This window comes from Lentibacillus sp. L22, assembly GCF_040812445.1.
Classification (GTDB): Bacteria; Bacillota; Bacilli; order Bacillales; family Amphibacillaceae; genus Lentibacillus_C; species Lentibacillus_C daqui.
Genome location: NZ_JBFNXI010000001.1, coordinates 142,545 through 166,476 on the forward strand (window position 1 = coordinate 142,545; position 23,932 = coordinate 166,476).

At 40.3% G+C, this 23,932-nt stretch carries 25 protein-coding genes; 24 read left to right on the plus strand and 1 reads right to left on the minus strand.

Features of this window, described 5'->3' with window-relative positions; translation table 11 throughout:
- The first annotated feature begins 237 nt into the window (after positions 1-237).
- The 17 genes from hepT (at position 238) to ABRT01_RS00815 (ending at position 14,656) form a co-directional block, all read left to right on the plus strand.
- Positions 238-1,209 (plus strand): heptaprenyl diphosphate synthase component II, encoded by a 972-nt coding sequence (hepT, locus tag ABRT01_RS00735; RefSeq protein ID WP_269412361.1) that lies wholly within the window; start codon positions 238-240, stop codon positions 1,207-1,209.
- Between the two features lie 75 nt (positions 1,210-1,284).
- The gene (gene ndk / locus ABRT01_RS00740) at positions 1,285-1,731 is read left to right on the plus strand and encodes a nucleoside-diphosphate kinase (protein WP_269412362.1); all 447 of its coding nucleotides are present in this window, start codon (positions 1,285-1,287) and stop codon (positions 1,729-1,731) included.
- 301 nt (positions 1,732-2,032) lie between these two features.
- Positions 2,033-3,199, plus strand: coding sequence for a chorismate synthase (gene aroC, locus ABRT01_RS00745; RefSeq protein WP_269412363.1), 1,167 nt, complete (start codon positions 2,033-2,035; stop codon positions 3,197-3,199).
- The gene (gene aroB / locus ABRT01_RS00750) at positions 3,199-4,278 is read left to right on the plus strand and encodes a 3-dehydroquinate synthase (protein ID WP_269412364.1); all 1,080 of its coding nucleotides are present in this window, start codon (positions 3,199-3,201) and stop codon (positions 4,276-4,278) included. The genes aroC and aroB overlap by 1 nt, the downstream gene beginning before the upstream one ends.
- Positions 4,275-4,679, plus strand: a complete 405-nt coding sequence (gene aroH, locus ABRT01_RS00755; protein ID WP_269412365.1) for a chorismate mutase — start codon at positions 4,275-4,277, stop codon at positions 4,677-4,679. The genes aroB and aroH overlap by 4 nt, the downstream gene beginning before the upstream one ends.
- Positions 4,654-5,745: a histidinol-phosphate transaminase gene (gene hisC, locus ABRT01_RS00760; RefSeq protein WP_269412534.1), complete on the plus strand. Its 1,092-nt coding sequence runs from the start codon at positions 4,654-4,656 to the stop codon at positions 5,743-5,745. Before aroH ends, hisC begins: the two co-directional genes overlap by 26 nt.
- A gap of 1 nt (position 5,746) precedes the next feature.
- The gene (locus ABRT01_RS00765) at positions 5,747-6,853 is read left to right on the plus strand and encodes a prephenate dehydrogenase (protein WP_269412366.1); all 1,107 of its coding nucleotides are present in this window, start codon (positions 5,747-5,749) and stop codon (positions 6,851-6,853) included.
- A 94-nt stretch (positions 6,854-6,947) separates the two neighbouring features.
- Positions 6,948-8,237, plus strand: coding sequence for a 3-phosphoshikimate 1-carboxyvinyltransferase (gene aroA / locus ABRT01_RS00770; protein WP_269412367.1), 1,290 nt, complete (start codon positions 6,948-6,950; stop codon positions 8,235-8,237).
- Between the two features lie 63 nt (positions 8,238-8,300).
- Positions 8,301-9,563 carry a tetratricopeptide repeat protein gene (locus ABRT01_RS00775; RefSeq protein ID WP_367746060.1) on the plus strand — a complete coding sequence of 421 codons (1,263 nt, stop codon included), beginning with the start codon at positions 8,301-8,303 and terminating at the stop codon, positions 9,561-9,563.
- A 46-nt stretch (positions 9,564-9,609) separates the two neighbouring features.
- Positions 9,610-10,185 (plus strand): ReoY family proteolytic degradation factor, encoded by a 576-nt coding sequence (locus tag ABRT01_RS00780; protein ID WP_269412369.1) that lies wholly within the window; start codon positions 9,610-9,612, stop codon positions 10,183-10,185.
- A gap of 103 nt (positions 10,186-10,288) precedes the next feature.
- Positions 10,289-10,750, plus strand: coding sequence for a DUF2487 family protein (locus ABRT01_RS00785; RefSeq protein ID WP_367746064.1), 462 nt, complete (start codon positions 10,289-10,291; stop codon positions 10,748-10,750).
- Positions 10,751-10,876: 126 nt separating this feature from the next.
- Positions 10,877-11,389 (plus strand): QcrA and Rieske domain-containing protein, encoded by a 513-nt coding sequence (locus tag ABRT01_RS00790; RefSeq protein WP_269412371.1) that lies wholly within the window; start codon positions 10,877-10,879, stop codon positions 11,387-11,389.
- A 6-nt stretch (positions 11,390-11,395) separates the two neighbouring features.
- Positions 11,396-12,070 carry a menaquinol-cytochrome c reductase cytochrome b subunit gene (gene qcrB, locus ABRT01_RS00795; RefSeq protein ID WP_269412372.1) on the plus strand — a complete coding sequence of 225 codons (675 nt, stop codon included), beginning with the start codon at positions 11,396-11,398 and terminating at the stop codon, positions 12,068-12,070.
- 18 nt (positions 12,071-12,088) lie between these two features.
- The gene (locus tag ABRT01_RS00800; RefSeq protein WP_269412373.1) at positions 12,089-12,865 is read left to right on the plus strand and encodes a menaquinol-cytochrome c reductase cytochrome b/c subunit; all 777 of its coding nucleotides are present in this window, start codon (positions 12,089-12,091) and stop codon (positions 12,863-12,865) included.
- Between the two features lie 132 nt (positions 12,866-12,997).
- Positions 12,998-13,573, plus strand: coding sequence for a lipoprotein heptaprenylglyceryl N-acetyltransferase LhaT (lhaT, locus tag ABRT01_RS00805; protein WP_269412535.1), 576 nt, complete (start codon positions 12,998-13,000; stop codon positions 13,571-13,573).
- A gap of 135 nt (positions 13,574-13,708) precedes the next feature.
- A complete protein-coding gene (locus tag ABRT01_RS00810; RefSeq protein ID WP_439649456.1) occupies positions 13,709-13,906 on the plus strand; it encodes a sporulation protein YpjB in 198 nt (65 codons plus the stop codon).
- A gap of 60 nt (positions 13,907-13,966) precedes the next feature.
- On the plus strand, positions 13,967-14,656 hold the full coding sequence (locus tag ABRT01_RS00815) for a zinc metallopeptidase (protein WP_269412374.1): 690 nt from the start codon (positions 13,967-13,969) through the stop codon (positions 14,654-14,656).
- A gap of 135 nt (positions 14,657-14,791) precedes the next feature.
- Here the strand turns inward: ABRT01_RS00815 and ABRT01_RS00820 are convergent, their stop codons facing one another.
- Positions 14,792-15,664, minus strand: a complete 873-nt coding sequence (locus ABRT01_RS00820) for a YitT family protein (RefSeq protein WP_269412375.1) — start codon at positions 15,662-15,664, stop codon at positions 14,792-14,794.
- A 176-nt stretch (positions 15,665-15,840) separates the two neighbouring features.
- Here ABRT01_RS00820 and ABRT01_RS00825 point away from each other — a divergent pair, with 176 nt between their 5' ends.
- The 7 genes from ABRT01_RS00825 (at position 15,841) to dinG (ending at position 23,660) form a co-directional block, all read left to right on the plus strand.
- Positions 15,841-16,179 (plus strand): nucleotide pyrophosphohydrolase, encoded by a 339-nt coding sequence (locus ABRT01_RS00825; protein ID WP_269412376.1) that lies wholly within the window; start codon positions 15,841-15,843, stop codon positions 16,177-16,179.
- 20 nt (positions 16,180-16,199) lie between these two features.
- Complete coding sequence (dapB, locus tag ABRT01_RS00830) at positions 16,200-16,997, plus strand: 4-hydroxy-tetrahydrodipicolinate reductase (protein ID WP_269412377.1); 798 nt, start codon at positions 16,200-16,202, stop codon at positions 16,995-16,997.
- A 9-nt stretch (positions 16,998-17,006) separates the two neighbouring features.
- A complete protein-coding gene (gene mgsA, locus ABRT01_RS00835) occupies positions 17,007-17,423 on the plus strand; it encodes a methylglyoxal synthase (protein ID WP_269412378.1) in 417 nt (138 codons plus the stop codon).
- Positions 17,420-18,577 carry an N-acetyl-alpha-D-glucosaminyl L-malate synthase BshA gene (gene bshA / locus ABRT01_RS00840; RefSeq protein ID WP_367746066.1) on the plus strand — a complete coding sequence of 386 codons (1,158 nt, stop codon included), beginning with the start codon at positions 17,420-17,422 and terminating at the stop codon, positions 18,575-18,577. The genes mgsA and bshA overlap by 4 nt, the downstream gene beginning before the upstream one ends.
- Complete coding sequence (locus ABRT01_RS00845) at positions 18,468-19,760, plus strand: CCA tRNA nucleotidyltransferase (protein ID WP_367746068.1); 1,293 nt, start codon at positions 18,468-18,470, stop codon at positions 19,758-19,760. The genes bshA and ABRT01_RS00845 overlap by 110 nt, the downstream gene beginning before the upstream one ends.
- A complete protein-coding gene (locus ABRT01_RS00850; protein WP_269412381.1) occupies positions 19,736-20,713 on the plus strand; it encodes a biotin--[acetyl-CoA-carboxylase] ligase in 978 nt (325 codons plus the stop codon). The genes ABRT01_RS00845 and ABRT01_RS00850 overlap by 25 nt, the downstream gene beginning before the upstream one ends.
- Positions 20,714-20,858: 145 nt before the next feature.
- Positions 20,859-23,660 (plus strand): ATP-dependent DNA helicase DinG, encoded by a 2,802-nt coding sequence (gene dinG / locus ABRT01_RS00855; protein ID WP_367746070.1) that lies wholly within the window; start codon positions 20,859-20,861, stop codon positions 23,658-23,660.
- The last annotated feature ends 272 nt before the right edge of the window (positions 23,661-23,932 follow it).

Below are 23,932 nucleotides of genomic sequence, written 5' to 3' on the forward strand. Positions count from 1 at the left end.
CTTACCTACGAGATAAAGGAAACATGCCCCTGCAAAAGGGGTATGCCGACGTTGGCCGCAAAGGCCGTTCTTAGTCGGCCTTCCTTTAACTTACGAACCGATGTTGACTTATCGTAGGAAGAAACCTGAAGTTTGCTAGCCGCTGGGTGCTGAAGCCAGACGGCACAAAGGCGTAAGCACCCGGTTAGGCTTGCCACATTAGTACAAAACAATGTTGAAACGCAAAAGGTGACATGCATGAAATTAGCGAAGACTTATGGATATTTAAAAAAAGATTTAGATCATATTGAACAAGCCTTAAATAGCGCAATCCAGGCGGAACACCCTGTTTTACGGAATGCAGCTACACAGTTATTGAATGCTGGTGGAAAAAGGATCCGTCCGGTATTTGTTCTGCTGTCCGGACAATTTGGCAACTATGATATGGAACGGATGAAGACTGTTGCTGTCTCGCTGGAACTCATTCACATGGCTACGCTTGTTCACGACGATGTGATTGACGATGCTGAGTTACGGAGGGGAAAACCAACCATTCGGCAATTATACGATAATCGTGTTGCTATGTATGCCGGTGATTATATACTGGCGAGATCCTTAGAACAAATCACCATGTTAAAAAAACCGCAAGCACACCATGTGTTATCAAAGACGATTGTCGACGTTTGCATTGGAGAGATCGAGCAGATCAAGGACAAGTATGACTGGAACCAGCATCTGAGAAATTATTTGCGCAGAATCAAGCGAAAAACGGCCTTATTAATCGCAACAAGTTGCAAATTGGGAGCCATTGCTGCGGATGTGTCTGAAGTATATGCCAATAAATTATATCAGTACGGTTATTATATTGGCATGTCTTATCAAATTATTGATGACATCCTCGATTTCACCTCATCCGCGCAAGAACTCGGCAAGCCGGTTGGAAATGATCTGTTGCAAGGCAATATTACCTTACCTGTTTTATTCGCTATGGAGGATAAAGACTTTAAGCGTTTATTACAAGAAACCTTTTTGAATCCGGATACCATTTCGGATAGGCAGATGCAAGTGCTGTTGACGGGACTGCATGAAACAGATGCGATAAACCGCTCCTATAACTTGAGTAATCGTTATTTGGAAAAGGCATTGCATATTGTCGAGCAATTGCCGAATGTCAAAGCAAGGAACACATTAAAGGAAGTTGCTAAATACATTGGTAAGCGACGTACGTGAACATTGTCATTTCTGTCAAAGTTTGTTAAGATTTTATAGGTTTGACAAAATATACATACTTGAAGAGGTGGAAAAATGGAAAAAACATTTTTGATGGTAAAGCCGGATGGTGTGCAACGCGATTTAATTGGTGAAATTGTTACACGTTTTGAACGGAAAGGATTTCAACTCGTCGGCGCGAAATTAATGAACATTTCGACAGATTTAGCCGAAACACATTATAGTGAACATAAGGAACGCCCTTTCTTTGGTGAATTGGTAGGATTCATCACATCCGGACCTGTATTTGCCATGGTTTGGGAAGGAGAAAACGTGATTACAACTGCTCGGGAAATGATGGGAAAAACCAACCCAGCTGAGGCAGCGCCAGGTACCATTCGTGGCGATTTCGGTGTTACGGTTGGAAAAAACATTATTCATGGCTCTGATTCGCCTGAAAGCGCTGTACGTGAAATCAATTTATTTTTCAATGAAAACGATATTTTATCATATGAAAAACAAGAGAACACTTGGATTTATTAAACAGCAACAACCTCCGTCCCAAAACGGAGGTTTCTTTATTACAGGATACTTTTTTTACCACGCATTAACTGGCAGTAATCCCCCTGCTTTATAAAACAAAAAGGAAATACTCTTGTGGATTGATGCCCAAGGGTATTTTTTTAAGTGTCAGCGACTATATTTGAATCGCTCCATTGCATAAATCAATTATTCGTCATATAATTATAAATTATTACTTACATAATCATTTCCTTAAATATTGCCACATTTGGATTTGAATGTGATATAGTTATACAAAATTGCTTGGATGGAGGATGTAACAATGCGTTATTTAACTGCGGGAGAATCACACGGAAAACAACTGACAACAATCATCGAAGGCATTCCTTCCAATATGCCATTGGTTAAAGAAGATATTAATTCTTCTTTGCTACGTAGACAAAAAGGGCATGGGCGTGGTAAACGCATGCAAATCGAAAAGGACATGGCTGAAATAACGAGTGGTGTTCGTCATGGCTACACATTGGGCTCGCCGATAGCTTTGGTTATACATAATGATGATTTTAAACATTGGACCGATATCATGGGAGAGGATCCAGTTGCGCAAGATCAAAAAATCCGTCGTGAAGTATCACGGCCGAGACCAGGGCATGCGGATTTGAATGGTGCACTTAAATATGGTCATCGGGATATGCGCAATGTACTGGAACGCTCCTCGGCAAGAGAAACGGCTGCACGCGTGGCTGCTGGGGCCGTTGCAAAAACACTGTTAAAACAACTGGGTATTGACGTTGTTGGCTATGTTAAAGAAATCGCTGGAATTCGGGCTGCTGAGATAAGTGATTTATCATGCCAGGAGCGATTTGAACGACAAGAAGCGTCTCCTGTACGTACGCTTGACAAAACAGTGGAAAAAGAAATGATGGATGCCATCGATCAAGCCAAAAAGGATGGTGATTCAATCGGTGGGATTTGTGAGGTATATGTACAAGGCATGCCCGCTGGTGTTGGTTCCTATGTCCACTATGATCGTAAACTTGATGGCCGGATCGCTGGTAGTGTTGCAAGTATTAATGCATTTAAAGGGGTCGAATTTGGTATCGGTTTTGAAGCAGCCCGAAAAAACGGCAGCGAAGTCCATGATGAAATTACCTGGAACGAACAAGCTGGCTATTATCGCAAAACCAATCGACTGGGTGGTTTTGAAGGTGGAATGACGACCGGGATGCCCATCATTGTCCGTGGTGTCATGAAACCAATCCCAACTTTGTATAAACCGTTGCAAAGTATTGACATTGAAACAAAGGAGCCGTTTCATGCAAGTATCGAGCGATCTGATTCGTGTGCTGTCCCAGCTGCATCTGTGGTCATGGAACATGTGGTGGCCTTTGAGCTGGCCCGGACGCTTTTGGAACAATTTCCAAACGACCAGTTTGATAAATTGAAAGCGGCCATTGATGAATACCGGGAAGAAATAAGGTGTTTTTAATGGATAAACTATTGATCCAAACAAGTACAGATCCTTACTTTATTTTTACGGGTAAGGATCTGCGGTTTTCACTAACTAAAATTTTACCGAAAAAGTACCCGACAATCATGATAATTACTGACGATATTGTGGCCGATTTATATCTTGATGATTGTCTGAAAAGTTTGCCGAAAGATGCTCGTATCTTTCATTCGATTGTCCAGCACGGCGAACACGCAAAGGGAATCAAGACATACTATCAGTTGCTTACTGATGCGATTACCGGTGGTTTGGACAGGCAATCTCTGATTATTGCTTTAGGCGGTGGTGTTGTCGGAGATCTTGCCGGATTTGTTGCTGCTACCTTTATGCGCGGAATTGATTACATTCAAATGCCGACGACTATCCTCGCGCACGATAGTAGTGTAGGGGGAAAGGTTGCGATTAACCACGAATTAGGAAAAAATCTGATTGGTAATTTTTACCCACCGAAAGCGGTTATTTATGATACAACAACATTGGCATCATTGGACGAACGGGAAATACGTTCCGGTTATGCCGAACTTGTCAAGGAAGCATTAATTGCGGATAAAACATTTTTTGATCAATTAATGAATACAAATCTTGCTTCGCTAACGACTGATCAGTTGGCAAATCATTTGCAAAACGGTATGGCGATCAAGGCAAAAATAGTAGAAGCGGATGAAAAAGAAGCCGGTATTCGCAAATACTTAAATCTTGGTCATACACTCGGTCATGCACTCGAAGCAGAATTAGGTTATGGCATATTGACACATGGTGAAGCAGTGGCGATCGGTACATTATTCGCGATCAAGGTCAGCGAAACGATTTTTTCTGGAAATCTACCATATATGAAACTAAAAAGCTGGCTGCAAGAAAATAATTATCCATTATCAGTAAAGCCGGCGGTCAATGTGACAGCATTAATAAACAAAATGAAATCAGATAAAAAAACGGTAGCCAAAAAGATTCATATGGTATTACTGAAACAAATTGGTAATTTGCAGGAGATGGAAATAAGTGACAAAGAGATATCTTTATTATTGGAATCATTCTTTAGAGAGCTGGTGGTAGCATGATACGTGGTGTACGTGGAGCAACGACTATCGAGGAAAATAATGAACAAGAGATTGTAACCAATACAAAAGAATTAGTCGAGGAAATGGTAGATAGCAATGGAATAAAACCCGAGGATATTTCCCATGTCTTCATTTCCGTAACCAGTGATGTAACTGCTGCTTTTCCGGCAAAATCACTTCGGCAAATTCCGGGATGGGTATATGTACCAGTGATGTGTATGCAAGAAATTGAAGTCCCAGGAAGTCTCACGCGTTGTATCCGGGTGATGATGGTCACGAATACAACCATGGATCAGCGGGAAGTACAGCATGTATTCCTTCATGGGGCAAAACAACTACGTCCGGATTTAATTGGAGAGGAAGGTAATGAAGCAAATGTACGGAAAACAAATATTAACTGAAATGGCACCATATAAACAAGGCAAACAAATGGATGAGGTAAAGGCTGAATACGGATTATCCAAGATTGTAAAACTGGCATCAAATGAGAATCCATTTGGTTATTCACCAAGACTAAGGGAACAATTACCATCAATACTAAACGAATTTGAATTTTATCCGGATGGACACGCGCAAGCTCTACGGACTAAATTAGCGGAAAAGTTGGCTGTCCCTGAAGATCAGTTGGTTTTCGGCAGCGGAACAGATGAACTGATACAGATTATTTGCCGAACATTTTTGTATCCTGGTGTAAACACAGTGATGGCCACCCCGACCTTTGGGCAATATAAACATCACGCACTTGTTGAGGGGGCTGATGTAAAGGAAATCCCAACCGTAAATGGCTATCATGATCTACCGGCAATGATGAAGGCAATAGACAAACAAACAAAAGTAGTATGGCTATGTTCACCTAATAATCCAACAGGAAGTCTGATTCCCAAGAATGAACTTATTGCATTTCTGGATCAATGTCCTGAAGATGTCCTGGTGATACTGGATGAGGCATATTACGAATATATTGCTTCTGATCACCGATATCATACCATCGACGCCATTCGTACACATAAGAATCTATTATTATTAAGAACATTTTCCAAGGCATATGGGCTGGCAGGCTTACGTGTAGGTTATGGAATTGGCGATGAAGAACTGATTGCTAAATTAAATATTGTCAGGGGCCCATTTAACACTTCATCTCTCGCACAAAAAGCAGCAATCATTGCGATTGGGGATCAAAATTTTATTGAAGAAACCAATCAGCGAAATTACAAAATCAAAGACGACTTTCAACGCTTCTTAGATAATCTTGGCTGGTCTTATGATGATTCACAAACCAATTTTCTGCTCGTTAAGCTGCCGGTCGCAGGAACTGAATTATACGATTATTTATTGAAACGAGGGTATATTATTAGACCCGGGGAGGCACTTGGCTGTCCAAATACAGCTCGTATCACGATTGGCAATGAACAGGATATGAAAGAATTACAAACGATACTAACAGACTTTGCAAAGTTGAGGGATTGACATGGCAAAACAAACAATATTTGTCATTGGGCTTGGGCTGATTGGTGGATCACTGGCAAAGGCAATTGCGGAAACGAACAATTGCTATATCATTGGCTATGATACGAACCCCAAGACGATTGAATTTGCCCAAATGAGCGGAATCATTGATGAATCGAGCTTATCGATTACTGAGTCAGTAAAAAAAGCAGACGTTGTTATTTTTGGGACACCGATTTCGGATACCATTGCCTTGATGCAGCAAATTGATGAGGTGCCGCTCGATCATCCCGTTATTATGACGGATGTTTGCTCTGTGAAGAGTTCCGTCATGTTGGCAGCCAAACAATTAAAGAATCCCAATATTACATTCATCGGTGGTCACCCAATGGCAGGTTCACACAAAAAGGGTATCATGGCAGCGAAAACCTATTTATTCGAAAATGCGATCTATGTGCTGTCACCATTGGACGAGCAATCAATTGCACAGGTAGAGACGCTGAAGGAATTATTAAAGGGCACAAGAAGTAATTTTGTTATTTTGCATCCTGATGCGCATGATGAAATGACCGGAGTAATCTCCCATTTCCCTCATTTGATTGCCTCATCTCTGGTTCATCAGGCCAAAAAATGGGAGCATACCCATACATTTATTCCCAAGCTTGCGGCCGGGGGATTTCGTGATATAACACGGATCGCCTCAAGCAATCCGGAAATGTGGCAGGATATTTTTTACCATAACCGGGAGAAAATGTCCCAGTTATTGTCAGATTGGATCGCTGAAATGACGGAATTAAAGCAGCTGATCGACCAGAATCAACATGTACAAATGACTGGTTATCTTAAACAGGCAAAGGAATACCGGGACGGTTTAGGAAAAGATGATAAAGGTGCAATTCCGGCATTTCACGATTTGTATGTAGATATTCCCGACCAAAGCGGCGCTGTCGCTTCCGTGATGCAAATCCTAGCTGCCAAAGAAATCAGCATAAAAAATATTGAAATCCTGGAAATACGGGATGAAAGCATCACCGGTATCTTACGCCTAAGCTTTCCGACTGAGGCATTCCAATTGGCAGGTAGCCAGATTTTACAAAAAAAGGGATATGAAGTCATCATGGATAATTGAGTAGATGTTCGTCATAGCTCCACTAAGGTGATGATATTACATAGGGAACGTGTTCATTGCCTATAATTTGTAAAGAACAAAAGGAAGTGGTTGAATGAGTGTTAAAGAGCTGACGCCGAGTCACAAATCACTGACCGGTGTATTAGAAGTCCCGGGGGATAAATCAATTTCACATCGGTCTGTTATACTCGGGTCCATGGCAAATGGAACCACGACCGTCAGAAACTTTCTGGATGGTGAAGATTGTTTGCGGACAGTTGCCATTTTTAAAGCTTTGGGTGTAACCATTGAGAAACATCATACCACCCTTACGATTCATGGGAAAGGAACACAAAACTTAATGGAACCCGTTGTACCACTTTATTTTGGCAATTCCGGAACAACTGCCCGTCTAATGATCGGGGTGCTGTCAGGACTCAGGTTTTTCTCCACTGTTTATGGTGATCCATATTTAACGAAACGGCCAATGGATCGGGTGATTATACCTGCCCAACAAATGGGAGCAGTGTTTGATGGACGAAAGGGTGGAACATTTTTACCTTTATCGATCAGGGGCGGGGAACTTACCGGAATACGTTATACGCTTCCTGTCAAAAGTGCCCAGGTAAAATCATCTGTACTGCTTGCAGGGCTATTGGCTGAAGGGGAAACCACTGTAATTGAACAGACTCCGACAAGAAACCATACCGAAAACATGCTTGGTGCGTTCGGTGCGAATGTAGAACAACAGGACGGAGAAATCACCCTGGCTGGGAAACAGAAGTTAACCGCAACCGATGTTTTTGTGCCTGGTGATATATCATCTGCTGCATTCTTTTTTGCGGCTGCTGCTATTGTAAAGGGAAGTCAATTAACCATTAAAAACGTTGGACTTAATTCGACACGAACCGGAATTCTTGATGTCATGCAGCAAATGGGGGCTGCAGTCGAAATAAGTAATGAGCAAACTATTAGCGGCGAACAGATGGGTGATGTTACAATTTCCTATAGCAATTTAAAAAGCACGGTCATTGAAGGAGAAATTATTCCACGGTTAATTGATGAAATACCGATTATTGCGTTGCTGGCAACCCAAGCCAAAGGAAAAACCATTATCAGGGATGCTGCTGAATTAAGATTGAAGGAAACGGATCGGATAGCTGCGATTGTTGAAGTGTTAACCACTTTAGGTGCACAAATCGAGGCGACGGACGATGGCATGATTATTCACGGCAAGTCAATATTACATGGTGGAAAAGTACGATCTTTTCATGACCACCGAATCGCTATGATGGCGTCAATTGGTTCGCTTATAGCAACAGATCGTGTATACTTGGATGATGATTCTTGTATAGCTATTTCCTACCCGGATTTCTTCACTGATCTGGCTACGGTTTTAAATTAATCTTAAACGAAAGAATCCGCTTCATGGTGGATTCTTTTTCAACTATGGAAAGGATGTACCAGCTTGGAAACGATTATGGAAGCAGTTCACTTGATGGAAAGTAAGAAAAGCGATGAAGCAATTGCTTTATTAGAAGATTATTTGCCAGTGGCTGATGAAGAAGAGCGCTTTACGATAGCAGAACTATTTGTCCAATGGGGTTTTCTGCAGGAAGCAAGCCAGATCTTGGAGGAGCTGCTGCAACAATACCCACATGAAGGTGAAATCAAGGTTATGTTGGCCGATATTTATATTGAGCTTGAAGCCGATGAAAAGGCGATTGAATTGTTAAATAATATTCATGAAACGGATGAATCTTATTTAGAGGCATTGATTCAACTTGCTGATTTGTATCAGGCACAGGGATTGTTCGAGGTAGCGGAACAAAAACTACTTACTGCTAAACAATTAAATCCAACCGAACCGATTATTGATTTTGCTTTGGGTGAATTATTGTTTTCTACCGGTGATTATCTGAAAGCGATCACGTATTATCAAAAAGTGATCGGGGTAACAAAGGAAGTTGCAAATGTATCTGTCCCTGTTCGTTTGGCTGAGAGCTATGCAGCAATCGGGGAATATGAAGAAGCGTTGAAAATTTATCAGGATGTCGAACATGAAGATTCGGACACCTTATTTAAGTATGGATTAACCGCATACCAAGCAGGAAGAAGCGATATTGCGATAAAGGCATGGGAGCATGTCGTTGAAATCGATCCGTATTACCACACTGTTTATTATCAATTAGCTAAAGCTTATGAAGAGGAAGAACTACCCAACGAAGCATACACCACAGCGAAAAAAGGGCTGCAGGTTGATGAGTTTAATAAGGAACTGTTTTTCTATGCAGGCACATTGGCGCATCAACTAAATGAAAATACTGATAGTGAAAAATGGATGCGGCAAGCAATTGCTTTGGATCCTGATTATAAAGAAGCGATCCTGTCATTGATTGAAATTTTTAAAGAAAAAAATCAGTATGCCGATATCATTGATTTGATTGAGGAAGTGAAAACAACCGGTGCGAATGACCCGCTATATGAGTGGGAGCTGGCAAGAGCCTACAATGAAACAGAATCATATAAAAATGCATTAAACCATTATCAAGAAGCATATAATAGCCTTAATAAAGATAGTGAATTTTTAAAAGAATATGCGTACTTTCTGACCGAAGAAGGGAGGATAGCTGAAGCACTGCCAATTTTTCGGGCGTATTTACAGTATCAGCCTGAAGATTATGAGGTAGAGGAATTTTATAATCGGCTGGATGAAGAAACAGACAGATAACAGATAATTAACTTTTTATACTAGAATAGTGAAGGAGGTAAATGATATGCAAACTCCTATTTCCGTACAAGATAAAAAGGAATTTATTCAATGGTTTTTAAATAATTATCAATTAAAAAAGCGTGAAAGTGTCTGGATTCTTAACTATTTGATCAACCATGAAGAGATATTGGCCAATGCTCACTTTATTAGGGAAGCGAGATTTTGCCCAAGGGCGATAATCATGAGTAGTCATTGCTCAAACGAAGTACCGTTTCGCTTTTACAAAAGTCAATTGGTAACAACCGATGCTGAAAAATCATTCCACGATATCCGTTTGAATCAGAAAGAGCCTTTATATATTCAATTAAATTTCCGTGATGCCAAGCAAAATGCATTATATGTAGCTATTTTAGAGGATAATCCGTTTGTCCCCGAAGATTATTTTATTACAAACAAGGATCGGGAATACGCGAAACGGCTATTGGATAAAGTTATCTACGATTATCAGCGAAATGCATTACAAACGGAAATTGATCAGGCACTTGATGAGAAAGACCAGCAAAAATTCACAGAGTTGGTGAAACGGTTACATAATCTGGAGAGAAAAAACCCCTTTCAACCTAAATTGCTAAGGCAATAGGTTGATTTTTTTTGCCTTGATAGATAAGATTTAGGTTAAGCGTGATTATTTCGCTTATATTTTTTATTTTTTTGTAAAACATAGAAGGAGAGGCAGGATTCATATGCAATGGAGTAAACCGGACTTACAACAATACATAAAGGCTAAGGAATATGTTGATACTTTAATTATTCCATTACTTCCGTTTCAGTTATCCCGCGATGAAAACCTGGAGAAAGATGCTTTCCGAGGGGATGTGCTGAATATTTTCACAAATGCAATTGAAAAGGAATTGACCGGAAGAGTATTATTAAGTCCAAACTATGCCTATTTGAATGAAAAAGACATGGATGCCGAAATCAAACGATTGAATCTGTGGGTGGAGAATGGTCTGAAACAACCGTTTGAGCATGTTTTTTTTGTAACGTTTGATTCAAAATGGAAAAGGCATGAGCGTGAACTAAATGGAACACTTATCTGGCTTGCAGGGATTCAAACCGGAGACATTCATTCCAAAGAAATGCAGGCCTTTATCAAAGAACAAGTGAATCAAATCGGGGAACTGATACAATCTTATTGGGTATAATACGAAACTTTTATAACAACAGGGATTATTTATTGACCGGACAAACAGTTTGCGCTATCATGGTAGTGTCCTAGTAATCTGATTAAATCATTTTGTCCGTGAAAAACGAATAGAGGGGGGAAAATCATGAGTGAGAAAAAGCAACAGGTATCCCGTCGGCAATTTCTTAATTATACGCTTACAGGCGTAGGTGGTTTTATGGCAGCAGGTATGCTTGCTCCGATGTTACGAATGGCAGTTGATCCTGTCTTGCAGCCAACTACAAAAGGTGAGATGGTAAATGTCGGTATGTCTGTCGATGATCTTACCGATGAACCTCAACGTGTCGATTGGAAAATTGATCAGGTTGACGGATGGTATGAATCAGAAGTTGAGAAGGCAGCTTGGGTTTATAAGGATGATAACGGTGATGTTGTCGCACTTTCCCCAATTTGTAAGCACCTTGGCTGTTTTGTTTCCTGGGAAGGCAGTGATGACTTTCCCAACCAATTTTATTGTCCATGTCACGGGGGGCGCTATTACAAAAATGGTGTAAACGTTCCACATACACCACCAACTGCTCCGCTTGATGCTTATGAAACGAAGGTAAAAGATGGAATGTTGTTCCTTGGAGAAGCAAAACCACGAGGGGGGGCGTAATAAATTATGCTGCAGAAAATGTATGATTGGATTGATGAACGCGTTGATATTACGCCTTTATGGCGCGATATTGCGGATCACGAAGTACCGGAACACGTTAACCCCGCGCATCATTTTTCCGCGTTTGTGTATTGCTTTGGGGGCTTGACATTCTTCGTAACGGTAATACAAATACTTTCCGGTATGTTTTTAACAATGTACTATGTTCCAGATATTGAAAATGCATGGAAATCTGTTTATTACCTGCAAACAGAGGTTGCACATGGGCAAATTGTCAGAGGCATGCACCACTGGGGCGCAAGCGTTGTAATTGTAATGCTATTCTTACATACTTTGCGCGTATTCTTTCAAGGCGCATATAAAAAACCGCGTGAACTTAATTGGATGGTCGGAGTACTACTTTTCTTCTGTATCCTTGGACTGGGTTTCACGGGTTATCTGTTGCCATGGGATAACAAAGCATATTTCGCAACACAGGTTGGACTTGAAATTGCCGAACAGGTACCATTTATTGGGGAATGGATTAAGATTCTGTTATCCGGTGATGCGAGCATTGTCGGTGCGCAGACATTGACACGATTCTTCGCAATTCATGTGTTCTTCTTGCCGGGAGCGTTGTTTGCTTTAATGGCTGTTCACTTTTTGTTAATCCGTAAACAAGGAATTTCCGGACCACTATAAAAAAAGGAGGGGGAAGCTGTGCACAAGGGTAAAGGAATGAAATTTGTCGGTGATTCACGGATTTCTGCCGATACAAAACCAAATATTCCAAAAGACTATTCAGAGTATCCTGGAAGAACAGAAGCTTTTTGGCCCAACTTTTTATTGAAAGAATGGTTAGTTGGTGCTGTATTCCTGGTTGGATTTCTCTGTTTGACTATCGCGCATCCATCACCGCTGGAAGGGATGGCTGATCCGACAAACGCAGGATATATACCATTGCCAGACTGGTATTTCTTATTTTTATACGAATTGCTAAAATATGACTTTGCAAGTGGACCGTATATCCTAATTGGTCTTCTTGTTATTCCAGGTCTTGCATTTGGAAGTCTGTTATTGGCACCGTTTTTGGACAGGGGCCCGGGCAGGAGACCACATCAACGGCCAGTTGCTGTCGGAATGATGTTACTTGCAGTTGCATCTGTCATTTGGCTTACTTATGAATCAGCTTCAGGTGTTGACTGGGAAGCACGTGCGGAGAATAATAAACCGGAGCCAGTAGCAGATGTTGAGATTGATGAAGATGACCCTGGTTTTGAAGTATTCAAAAATAATTGTGCATCCTGTCATGGTGACGATTTACAAGGTGGAGGGTCAGCACCTTCCTTAATTGGTATTGATCACTCAAAAGAGGAAATTGAGAAAATTGCTCAGGAAGGAACGGGCGACATGCCTCCAGGTGTGTTCAATGGTTCCGATAAAGAATTAGATCAACTGGCGGACTTTATCGTTTCTGTTAATGAAGATGCGAAATGACCGTTATCGGTTTGATGAAGACACCTTTGCCATATCAAATGGTGAGGGTGTCTTTTTCTTTCTTTAAATGATGTGGGGATACATTTGCACATCATTGCTTTTATTTTGCAGTGGAAAGGATTACAAATGGTAATGGTAAGGTACATATTACAAGACAGGAAATTCATCCTCTTTTTATTTATTGTTAATCTGTTGGGAACGATTTATGGATATATTTGGTATAAAACACAGTTAGCTATCACACCACCCATTTTTCTAATATTTGTCCCAGATAGCCCTACTGCCAGTTTGTTTTTTACCATTGTCCTTTTTTTCTTTTTGTTTCGAAAAAACGCCCCGTACATGGAAGCGTTAGCAATGGTTACACTATTCAAATATGGGATATGGGCAGTAGTAATGAATCTTTTAACTCTTTTTATCGACGGAAGTTTAAGTTGGCAGGGCTATATGCTGATTGCATCACATGGAGCGATGGCTATTCAGGGTTTGTTATATGCTCCTTTTTATCGGATAAAACTGCGTCATTTAACCGTCGCTTCCATTTGGACGTTGCATAATGATATTATTGATTATGTATTTGGTATGATGCCCATGTATGGGTCGTTGATGGTCTATATGAAAGAAATCGGCTATTTTACCTTTTGGCTTAGTATTTTATCTATTTTGCTTGCATATTGGCTAACACTTGGAAAACAATCAGAAAGGTAGGATAATTGTCCGTTATAAATATAATTACCCGCGCATACATTGATAATAGAAGATGTATGTGGGGTGATCACAATGAAACATCCGCAATTGATTAGCAAGCTGTTTTTTTTCGGTCTTGTTATTTCATCAATTTGGATGTATATACCAGACAACACGAATGCATTGCCGTTACATACGAACCCAGCCGTCAGGGCAACAAATGATATGAGTTTGTTTTACTGGTTTGTCGCAATTATTGGGGGGCTAATTGCGATCACATTGACGTATGTCAGTTACAGGAAATATAAAGGGGAACAGAAGAAAAGAGAGAAGGATAAAGAACAAAACAGTTGACTTTTAACAAATCTTTGACTAAAATTGACCATAAGAAGAATAATAAATGGAGGAATGTACATGTTTGCTGGATTTGGTGGATATATCATTTATATCATACTAATAATGGCTATCCCCCTTTTAGCTCAATCAAAAGTAAAGAACACTTATAAGTTATATGCAAAAAAACCAACTTCTTCCCAGATGACTGGGGCTGAGGTAGCTCGGAAAATTTTACATGACAATGGTATATATGATGTGGAGGTACAGGAAACAAAAGGATTTCTTTCCGATCACTACGATCCACGGAAGAAAGTTGTTCGGCTTTCAAGCGGGAACTTCCATGGTCAATCAATGGCATCATCGGCCATTGCTGCACACGAGGTTGGACATGCCATTCAAGATGCCGAGGAATATGCGTTTTTGCGGTTTAGGGGTGCACTGGCTCCAGTCGCAAACTTTGGTTCAAATGCTTCTTTTTTCCTAATTATTGCCGGATTTATTTTTAGTATGTGGAACCTGGTTCTTTTTGGGATTGTCTTCATGTCTCTTGCAGTGTTATTCCAGCTGGTAACATTGCCGGTTGAATATAATGCCTCGAATAGGGCGATGGCACAGCTTGTGTCAACGGGAATTATCCGGAATAATGAAGAGCGTGACACGAAAAAGGTTCTAAATGCAGCAGCTCTAACTTATGTTGCAGCAGCATTGGTGGCAGTTGCCGAATTACTTCGTTTCGTTCTCATGTACGTAGCGGCCAACCAGGATTAAGCGTATAATAACACTTTCATAAAATAAATTTTAAAAAAGGATGGTATCCACCATCCTTTTTTGCTGCTTAGAAAATTATAAAAAATTAATGCTGTGGATAACTTTGTAATCAGGATGAGCTTTCGCATTTGTTCTTTAGTCATGAATCGGTTTTTTATTTTCATCCAAGGTAAAACCCTCTCCAACAACATCATGTACTGAGCCCATAGCTACAAACGCATGGGGATCAATATTTTCAATAATCCCTTTTAACCGGACTATTTCATTACGGCCGACCACACAATAAAGTACATCACGTTTTTCCCCGGTAAAACTCCCTTTTCCAGCTAAAACAGTTACACCACGATCCATTTCATTATTAATTTTTTGTGCAATTTCTCCGCTATAACTAGAAATAATTGTCGCTCCTCTTGCAGCATAAGCTCCTTCCTGAATGAAATCAATTACCCGGGAACCAATATAAACAGCCACAAGTGTATACATTCCTTCGACAAGGTTAAGAAACACAATGACGGAAGTGGCAATCACCATGAAGTCAATCAGAAACAGCGTCTTTCCCATGCTCCAGCCGGCGTATTTATAGACAATTCGTGCAATGATATCGGACCCGCCAGTTGTACCACCATAGCGAAAAATAATCCCAAGCCCAATCCCAACGAAAACACCGGCAAAAAGGGCTGCTAATGTCATATCATTTTGAAGGTGAACAGCAAAAGGATGAATCTGAAATATGCTTAGGAATAGTGAAACTGCTACAGTTCCAATAATTGTATATAAAAATGTGTTCCTGCCAAGAAACCTCCACCCGATAAGAAATACAGGGACATTCAATACTAGGTTCATGATAGCCGGGTCCCAATTCCACAAAAAATAAAAAAGTAATGTTACTCCGGTAAACCCGCCTTCACTCAGGTTGTTTTGCATATTAAAATGGACAATGCCAAATGCGTAAATTGCCGAACCAACCAAAATTAACAAGATATTTTTCAATCTTAGCCCGAAAATCATCGAAAAACCTCCCATCTATAGCCTTCTAACAAAAAACGATCCCATACTTTTTTATTATAGTTAAATTCTGCCTCTTGAACAAACTTCAGTGTACGAAATAAATAATTTGTCAAATCCGCACCTTTTAGCTAACATAAATAGAGATGAATCTATATTAAAGGAGTGCGGCAATATACATGTCTTCGGAAACTGTTTTTACCACAAAGGAAATTCAAAAACGAGTGGATTCCTACATATCGCAATTTAAAGAAGGCTATTTCTCGCCATTAGGGTTGCTGGCGCGTCTTACTGAGGAAGTTGGCGAGATGGCGCGGGAAGTAAACCATTACTATGGAGAAAAGCCGAAAAAAACCACGGAACAAGAAAAAACAATGGAAGAAGAACTTGGTGATGTTATATTTGTGTTGACGTGTTTTGCAAATTCACTGGGGATTGACTTGTCCGAAGCATTTGAACGGTCGATCAGTAAAATCGAAACCAGAGATAAGGATCGCTGGACTAAAAAAGAGAACTAAATGACACAGGAGGGGAATTGATGAGTATAAAAGTAGTTATTGCAGGGCCAAGAGGAAGAATGGGATCGGAAGCCGTTCAAATGGTGCTACAGGAGGAAGCATTTGAGTTAGTTGCTTGTATTGACCGGATAAATGGTGGAAAACAGGTGAAGGATGTCGAGGGAATGCCAGATTTGACGACACCTATTTTTGAGCAGGCAGGTATGTGTTTTGATCAGGTTGAGGCAGATGTATTTGTTGATTTAACAGTACCAAACGCAGCATTTGAACATGCTAAACAGGCTTTGAATCATCTTGTACGTCCTGTTATCGGCACATCTGGTCTTACCGATGAACAAATTGACATTTTATCACAAATTTCCAGAGAGGTGAATACCGGCTGTCTGATCGCCCCCAATTTTGCTATCGGTGCCGTTTTAATGATGCAATTCGCGAAAATGGCGGCAAAACACTTTCCAGATGTAGAAATTATCGAAAAGCATCATGATCAGAAGCTGGATGCGCCATCTGGATCCGCGATCAAAACAGCACAACTGATTTCTGAAACAAGACAGGAAAAACAACAAGGTCATCCGGACGAAACGGAAACGATGACAGGAGCACGTGGGGCAACGAAGGACGGGATGCATATCCATAGTGTCCGTTTACCTGGGCTCATCGCCCATCAAGAGGTGATATTCGGTGGATCAGGGCAGTCACTGACCATTAAACATGATTCGTTTAACCGAGCATCTTTCATGGATGGTGTTCGTTATTCCATTCATCAGGTCACGAACCTAAATGAATTGGTTTATGGATTGGAAAACATTTTAGAGTAGGTGACCAATATGAATATTGCTTTAATTGCCCATGACAAAAAGAAACAAGATATGATCCGTTTTAGTATTGCCTATCAAAATATCCTATGTAAACATACCCTGTATGCGACAGGGACAACAGGTAAATTGATCAGTGAAGCAACCGGCATGTCTGTCCACCGGTTCCAATCCGGTCCTCTTGGCGGGGATCAGCAAATCGGGGCAATGATCGCCAGTAATGACATGGATGTGGTGATATTTTTCCGTGACCCGCTCACTGCGCAACCGCATGAACCTGATGTTAGCGCGCTAATGCGTTTGTGTGACGTGCATTTAATTCCGTTAGCAACCAATATCGCCGCGGCGGAAATTACGATCTTTGCCCTGGAACGCGGTGATTTTCACTGGCGGGAGATTGTCCGACAGAAGAAGGAACCAAAATCATGAAAAAGATAGGCATTACTTGTTATCCAACAGTAGGGGGTTCGGGGATCATTGCAACGGAACTAGGCATGTTGCTCGCTGAAGCAGGAAACGAGATTCATTTTATTACATCAAGTTTACCGTTTCGCCTTGATCACGTTCATCCCAGAATTTACTATCACGAAGTTGAACTTAATCACTATCCGGTATTTCAATATCCACCATATGATCTGGCACTTGCCAGCAAAATGGCCGAAGTCATCGATCAGGAAAAATTGGATATATTACATGTGCACTACGCGATGCCACACGCCATTTGTGCACTGCTGGCGAAACAAATCGCAAATCGTGATGTGAAAATCGTGACAACATTACACGGGACTGATATTACCGTTTTGGGAATCGATCACACATTCAAGAATATGATCAAGCATGGCATTGAAGGATCTGATGCGGTAACTGCGGTCTCCCATAGTTTGGTCAGACAGACGATTGATATGCTGGGTGTGCATAAGGACATTTCGGTTATTTATAATTTCGTTAATGAACAGGAATACCATAAACGAAAATCCCTGAATGTTAGACAACAATACGGGATTGAACCTGATGAAAAAGTGTTAATACACATCTCCAATTTCCGTAAAGTCAAACGAGTTCCAGATGTGATTCGTACATTCCATATGATTCAAAAGCACGTGAAATCAAAATTATTGCTGGTTGGTGATGGGCCTGAGTACTCCGATTGTCGACAATTGGTTGATCAATTACATCTGCAGGATCAGGTCTTGTTTCTTGGCAAACAAAAAAACGTTAGTGAACTGTTGTCGATCTCTGATTTAAAGCTGCTATTATCGGAAAAAGAAAGCTTTGGCCTGGTTTTATTAGAGGCAATGTCATGCGAGGTACCTGCCATTGGTACGAACGTTGGCGGCATACCGGAAGTAATTACACATGGTGAAACAGGTTATATTGTTGAACCAGGGGATTTGGAACAAGCTGCAGTATACGCGATTTCGTTATTGCAGGATGAATCCATGTTACAGGATTTTTCTGTAAAAGCACTCAACCGTGCGCGGACGGTATTTCATTCGCGTAAAATCGTTGACGAATACACCAGGTTATATGATCGTATCCTGGCAAATGAAAATGGTGATCAGCATGCAGACAAGCCCATTTAAAGAAGCCAAACCAATACTCAAACGGTTGGTAGAACATGGACACCAGGCATATTTTGTTGGTGGCTGTGTTCGGGATATGTTGCTTGACAGAGCAATTGGCGATGTCGATATTGCCACATCAGCCAAACCCGTTGAGGTACAACAGATTTTTGAAAAGGTTATTCCAGTTGGTATTGAGCATGGAACCGTAATTGTTCGCCACCAGCATGAATCGTATGAAGTGACCACCTTTCGTTTGGAAGGAACGTATAGTGATAACCGCCACCCAGATCAGGTTGAATTTATTCAGACGATTGAGCAGGATCTACAACGCCGAGATTTCACCATGAATGCATTAGCAATGGATATTGACGGAAATATTATAGATCCATTTAATGGAAAACAAGATCTGAAATATAAGCGAATTTGTACGGTTGGGAAAGCGGCAGAACGGTTTCAGGAAGATCCGTTACGAATGATTCGGGCAGTAAGATTTGTTAGTCAATTGGGGTTTTCGATAGAGCCTGTAACGCAAGCAAACATGATTAAGTTTCAACAACAAATAAAGGGACTTGCTGTGGAGCGAATTACCACTGAAATAGCAAAAATGTTTGCTGGAAAATTTATTCAACAAGGGATTGATTGTTTACGAAGCACGGGAATTTATCGACAGCTTCCTGTCATGGAGAAATACCCGGGGATTCTTTCCTTACTTCCTCCATCCATTCGCCCGTTACATTCGTTTGCTGAAGTGATTGCGTTATTTCATATTGTGAAACCAGCCATAACGATTGATACCTGGGTGAAACATTGGAAGTGTTCGAACAAGCAAAAACAGGAAGCAGTCCAATTGGTGAATGCCTGGCTCCATTATCAATCACTTGGACTTGACCAATGGCTGGTATATCGATTGGATAGGAACTATTTTTCCGGATTTGTCCGGTTGGGGAAAAACCTTAAAAATCCATTTGCAATATCTATAGACGATCTGGAGCGCAAAAGAAAATCTCTTCCAATTACCTCATTAAAAGAATTGGCAGTAAACGGCAATGATATTATCCAGTTGTTTCCAAATAGACAAAAGGGTTCCTGGATCAAGCGTTATTTATCCATTTTAGAGCGTAAAGTAGTGTACGGTACATTAAAAAATAATAAAAATGAATTGAAGGAGTGGATAATATGGAATCCACCCGAAACAAATTAATCAAATTGCTAGCTGAAAACAAGGACAGTTATATTTCCGGTCAATTATTATCAGAAAAATTATCGATCTCCAGAGCAGCGATTTGGAAACATATGAAGGAATTAGAAAAAGACGGGTATCAAATTGAGGGCAAGTCCAAAAAAGGCTATCGAATTCTAACCTTTCCTGATAAGTTGAGTGAAAACACAATTCAGTGGGGACTTGATACATTTTGGTTGGGAAAAAAAGTGGTACATAAGGAAGTAACCGCGTCGACACAGCATATTGCCCACCAGTTGGCAAGGGAAGGGGCGGATCATGGTACTATTGTTGTTGCCGATGAACAGACAAGCGGGAAAGGCAGAGCGGATCATACATGGCACTCGGCAAAACAAAAGGGAATTTGGATGAGTATTATTTTGCGCCCTGCTATTTTACCGTATCTGGCACCACAACTTACCTTATTGACGGCTACCGTTATCGCGGATGTTCTAACAAATTATCAAATGACTCCAAAGATCAAATGGCCGAATGATTTGTTGTTAAATGGGAAAAAGACTGCCGGTATCCTTACTGAAATGCAAGCGGAACAGGATAAAATACAATACATTGTGATCGGGATCGGTATGAATGTGAACCAATCTGAAGAAGATTTGCCCACAGAAATACAGGATAGAGCAACTTCGCTGTTTTTGGAAAGCCATCAACACTGGAATATTAGACAGCTTATCCAAACGATCCTGCAAACATTTGAACTTGCATATAGCGAATACATGGACAATGGGTTTCCAGATGTAAAACATAAATGGGAGAGTTATGGTTTTAAAATAGGCCAGGCAATTCGGATCAAAACAATGAAGGAATGCTATGATGCAACATTTATGGGCATTGCTGAAGATGGTGCATTATTAACAAAAACCTCCAATGAAAAAATAAAAAAACTGTATTCAGCAGAAATAGATTGGTTTGGATAGTGGAAAACCTCCTTACGTAACTGAGCAAATTCAATAGTTGACGGTATGAAAAATCCTGCTATTATTGAAAAGAGGTTAGCGAGATAACATTGGAGAAGACTTTTTTAGTTTTAGTTTTCTTTTCGTATCTGAGAAGGTGAAATAAATGGATAAATACGTCGTTATCGATCTGGAAACAACTGGTCATACACCGATACAGAATGATAAAATCATTGAAGTCGGAATTGTCACGATTGAAAACAATGAAATCACAAATACTTTTTCGACCTTTTTCAATCCGGAACGCAAAATTCCGCCATTTATAACAAACTTAACGGGAATATCGGATGATGATGTTGCAGAAGCACCGTTATTTAAAGATAAAGCGGATGAGATAGCCAAAATGTTTGCAGATGGTTACTTGATAGCACATAATGTACCGTTTGATTTAGGCTTCTTGAATGAAGAATTGGCTGCACAAAACAAACCAAGGTTAACCAATCCAGTACTTGATACGGTAGAGCTTGCGCGTATCTTGTATCCACAAGCACCAAGCTTTAAATTAGGTCAAATCAGTCATTATCTGAACATTTATCATGATGATCCACATCGGGCTTTATCTGATGCATATGTGACGGCAAAATTATTTTTGAAGCTGAAGCAAAAACTTGAATCATTACCTTATGAAACCATCGATGGGTTGTTGAAATTAGAAAAAACGCTAAAATCGGATATTTATCCGTTATTGTATAAACAGCATAAAAAGTTAGCATTTTCAACTGAAATTGACGATGATATAATGGTTTTTCAAGGATTGGCATTCAAGAAGTTTTCCGACAAAAAAAGTGAACAAACCAAAGTCAATGTTTCTTTTGGGGAGTATCTGGACGCAATATACGAAGAAAACGGTACACTCCCATTGCAAATGGAGCATTATGAAAAAAGAGCTGAACAACGGGAAATGTCTGAGGCTATTTTTGATGCTTTTCAATCACACAAGCACGCACTAATGGAGGCGGAGACAGGAACAGGGAAATCGTTGGCATATCTGCTCCCTGCTGTTTATGAAGCAGTGAATCAGAAACAACGTATTGTCATAAGTACCTATACAACACAATTACAGTCACAGTTGCTCGATGAAGAGATCCCGCTAATTCAGCAACTGGTTCCTTTTCCTTTTAAGGTAGCACTCCTAAAGGGAAAAAGACACTACATAAGCCTTGAAAAATTCGCGCATGAGATGTCTTTGGAACAAACGGATAATTATGATGTCACCCTAACCAAAGCAATGATCCTTGTTTGGCTGACGGAAACCAATTCTGGAGACATAGACGAGATTCAATTGCCTTCAAGTGGGTATTTATTTTTTAAGCGTGTTTGTGTAGATGCAGAAGGTTATGCTGACCCTGCTTCACCATGGTTCCAAAAATCTTTTTATCAGCATGCAAGAAGACAAGCGCAAAAGGCGAACCTGATCATTACTAATCATTCGTTGTTATGTACCGATATATTTAACGATTATCAATTTCTTCCGAGTTACGATAAAGCGATCATTGATGAAGCACATCACTTTGAAGAAACGGCTTCCAAACATTATGGTCTAAAGCTTGATTATGCCAGTATTCATTATCGTTTAAATCAGATTGGTTCAACTGAAGAGAATAATTGGCTCGGAGGATTGCTGGCTCAGTACCCTGTCGATCCAAATGAATCATTTTTGCTGAACTGGAATACCATTTTTCAGCAGACAAAGTATGAGGTGGATGATTTATTTCGCTTTTTGTTTCAATATGTTCTGGATCAGCAGCGAAAACAAAAATCATACAGTGATATTGGGAGGATCCAATACCGCTTTGAAAACGGAAAAGAACAAGCTGGACATTGGAAAGTAGTAAAAGAAATGACAACCAGACTGACCTTTTATTTCCGTGACTTAATTCATATATTGGCACAATTGGAGCAAATGATTGAATCCCGGCAAGGACTGGATAAAAACGATAAAGAGGCGATCCAATCTGTGATGGAAACCATTCAGCATTTGATTGATCAGCTTGAACAATTGTTTTTACTTGAAGATGACAGTCAGGATGTCAAATGGATCGAAATCGATGCAAATGGAGCGAAGAATGCTGTTTATTTGTATAGTGAGCCGGTTGCGATCGCCGGGTCGCTGGCCAAGGATTTTTTTGACCGGAAACAAAGCGTTGTGTTAACAAGTGCGACATTGACGATGAAGCAATCTTTTTCATTTATCCAAAATCGGTTGGGATTAACAGACGAGCGGTTAATCACTAAAAAAATTCAGTCTCCGTTTGCTTATGGAGATCAGGTACAACTAATGGTTCCGAATGATTTTCCTGATGTACGGATGGGAAATAGCGAGGATTATATTTATTCCGTATGTGAGTCGATCCTGTCACTGGCAGAAATTACCCAGGGCAGGATGCTTGTCCTGTTTACGTCCTATGACATGCTTAGAAAATCATACAATGTATTAAAAGAAACCATGGATTTATCAACATTCATGTTAATTGCGCAGGGTATATCCAGTGGAAGCAGATCAAGATTAAAGAAAAATTTTGTTCATTATGATCGAACCATTTTGCTCGGTACCAGCTCATTTTGGGAAGGTGTTGACATTCCTGGTGAGGATCTATCATGCCTTGTTATTGTCCGACTTCCATTTGAGCCACCGGATCATCCAATTGTTCAGGCGAAATCTGACCGTTTAAAAAATGATGGCAAGAATGCATTTATGGAACTTTCTTTACCAAATGCTGTGATTCGATTTAAACAAGGGTTTGGCCGTCTCATCCGCTCGGCAAATGATCGAGGGATTGTTTTTGTTTGTGATGCTCGTTTAATCAAAGCCAGATACGGTAAATATTTTACTGATTCCATCCCGGATGTACCAATTACATTTGATTCGACCATTAACTTAATTGAAAAAGCGAATGAGTGGTTTTAATATAAGATAACGACCAAAAGCTGGGCATGGCTTTTTCACTAAAAAAATGCTGATGCAAGGGCACAAGCATCAGCAAAGATAAAAGGTATGGGCAAGGGAAATTTTTGTTGAAATAAATACAAACAAACACAAGCTTGTTATACTGAATAAGGAAATCCTTGATATTTATCTTCAACCGTACCATTATTTTTAGCTTGTTTTACGTTACTATGTGTAGCAAATATTGATAATAGAGGATGTTCAAAAAGTCCGGTAAAAATCACGCTTCAGGA

What these genes read in the sequence shown, in the direction of transcription:
- ABRT01_RS00790 (WP_269412371.1), top strand. Translation starts at nt 10,877, where the DNA reads ATGAGTGAGAAAAAGCAACAGGTATCCCGTCGGCAATTTCTTAATTAT.
- ndk (WP_269412362.1), top strand. Translation starts at nt 1,285, where the DNA reads ATGGAAAAAACATTTTTGATGGTAAAGCCGGATGGTGTGCAACGCGAT.
- hepT (WP_269412361.1), top strand. Translation starts at nt 238, where the DNA reads ATGAAATTAGCGAAGACTTATGGATATTTAAAAAAAGATTTAGATCAT.
- mgsA (WP_269412378.1), top strand. Translation starts at nt 17,007, where the DNA reads ATGAATATTGCTTTAATTGCCCATGACAAAAAGAAACAAGATATGATC.
- ABRT01_RS00820 (WP_269412375.1), bottom strand. Translation starts at nt 15,664, where the DNA reads ATGATTTTCGGGCTAAGATTGAAAAATATCTTGTTAATTTTGGTTGGT.
- aroB (WP_269412364.1), top strand. Translation starts at nt 3,199, where the DNA reads ATGGATAAACTATTGATCCAAACAAGTACAGATCCTTACTTTATTTTT.
- ABRT01_RS00815 (WP_269412374.1), top strand. Translation starts at nt 13,967, where the DNA reads ATGTTTGCTGGATTTGGTGGATATATCATTTATATCATACTAATAATG.
- qcrB (WP_269412372.1), top strand. Translation starts at nt 11,396, where the DNA reads ATGCTGCAGAAAATGTATGATTGGATTGATGAACGCGTTGATATTACG.
- ABRT01_RS00780 (WP_269412369.1), top strand. Translation starts at nt 9,610, where the DNA reads ATGCAAACTCCTATTTCCGTACAAGATAAAAAGGAATTTATTCAATGG.
- ABRT01_RS00850 (WP_269412381.1), top strand. Translation starts at nt 19,736, where the DNA reads ATGGAATCCACCCGAAACAAATTAATCAAATTGCTAGCTGAAAACAAG.
- ABRT01_RS00825 (WP_269412376.1), top strand. Translation starts at nt 15,841, where the DNA reads ATGTCTTCGGAAACTGTTTTTACCACAAAGGAAATTCAAAAACGAGTG.
- dinG (WP_367746070.1), top strand. Translation starts at nt 20,859, where the DNA reads ATGGATAAATACGTCGTTATCGATCTGGAAACAACTGGTCATACACCG.
- hisC (WP_269412534.1), top strand. Translation starts at nt 4,654, where the DNA reads ATGTACGGAAAACAAATATTAACTGAAATGGCACCATATAAACAAGGC.
- aroH (WP_269412365.1), top strand. Translation starts at nt 4,275, where the DNA reads ATGATACGTGGTGTACGTGGAGCAACGACTATCGAGGAAAATAATGAA.
- ABRT01_RS00765 (WP_269412366.1), top strand. Translation starts at nt 5,747, where the DNA reads ATGGCAAAACAAACAATATTTGTCATTGGGCTTGGGCTGATTGGTGGA.
- bshA (WP_367746066.1), top strand. Translation starts at nt 17,420, where the DNA reads ATGAAAAAGATAGGCATTACTTGTTATCCAACAGTAGGGGGTTCGGGG.
- aroC (WP_269412363.1), top strand. Translation starts at nt 2,033, where the DNA reads ATGCGTTATTTAACTGCGGGAGAATCACACGGAAAACAACTGACAACA.
- dapB (WP_269412377.1), top strand. Translation starts at nt 16,200, where the DNA reads ATGAGTATAAAAGTAGTTATTGCAGGGCCAAGAGGAAGAATGGGATCG.
- ABRT01_RS00810 (WP_439649456.1), top strand. Translation starts at nt 13,709, where the DNA reads ATGTATATACCAGACAACACGAATGCATTGCCGTTACATACGAACCCA.
- lhaT (WP_269412535.1), top strand. Translation starts at nt 12,998, where the DNA reads ATGGTAAGGTACATATTACAAGACAGGAAATTCATCCTCTTTTTATTT.
- ABRT01_RS00785 (WP_367746064.1), top strand. Translation starts at nt 10,289, where the DNA reads ATGCAATGGAGTAAACCGGACTTACAACAATACATAAAGGCTAAGGAA.
- aroA (WP_269412367.1), top strand. Translation starts at nt 6,948, where the DNA reads ATGAGTGTTAAAGAGCTGACGCCGAGTCACAAATCACTGACCGGTGTA.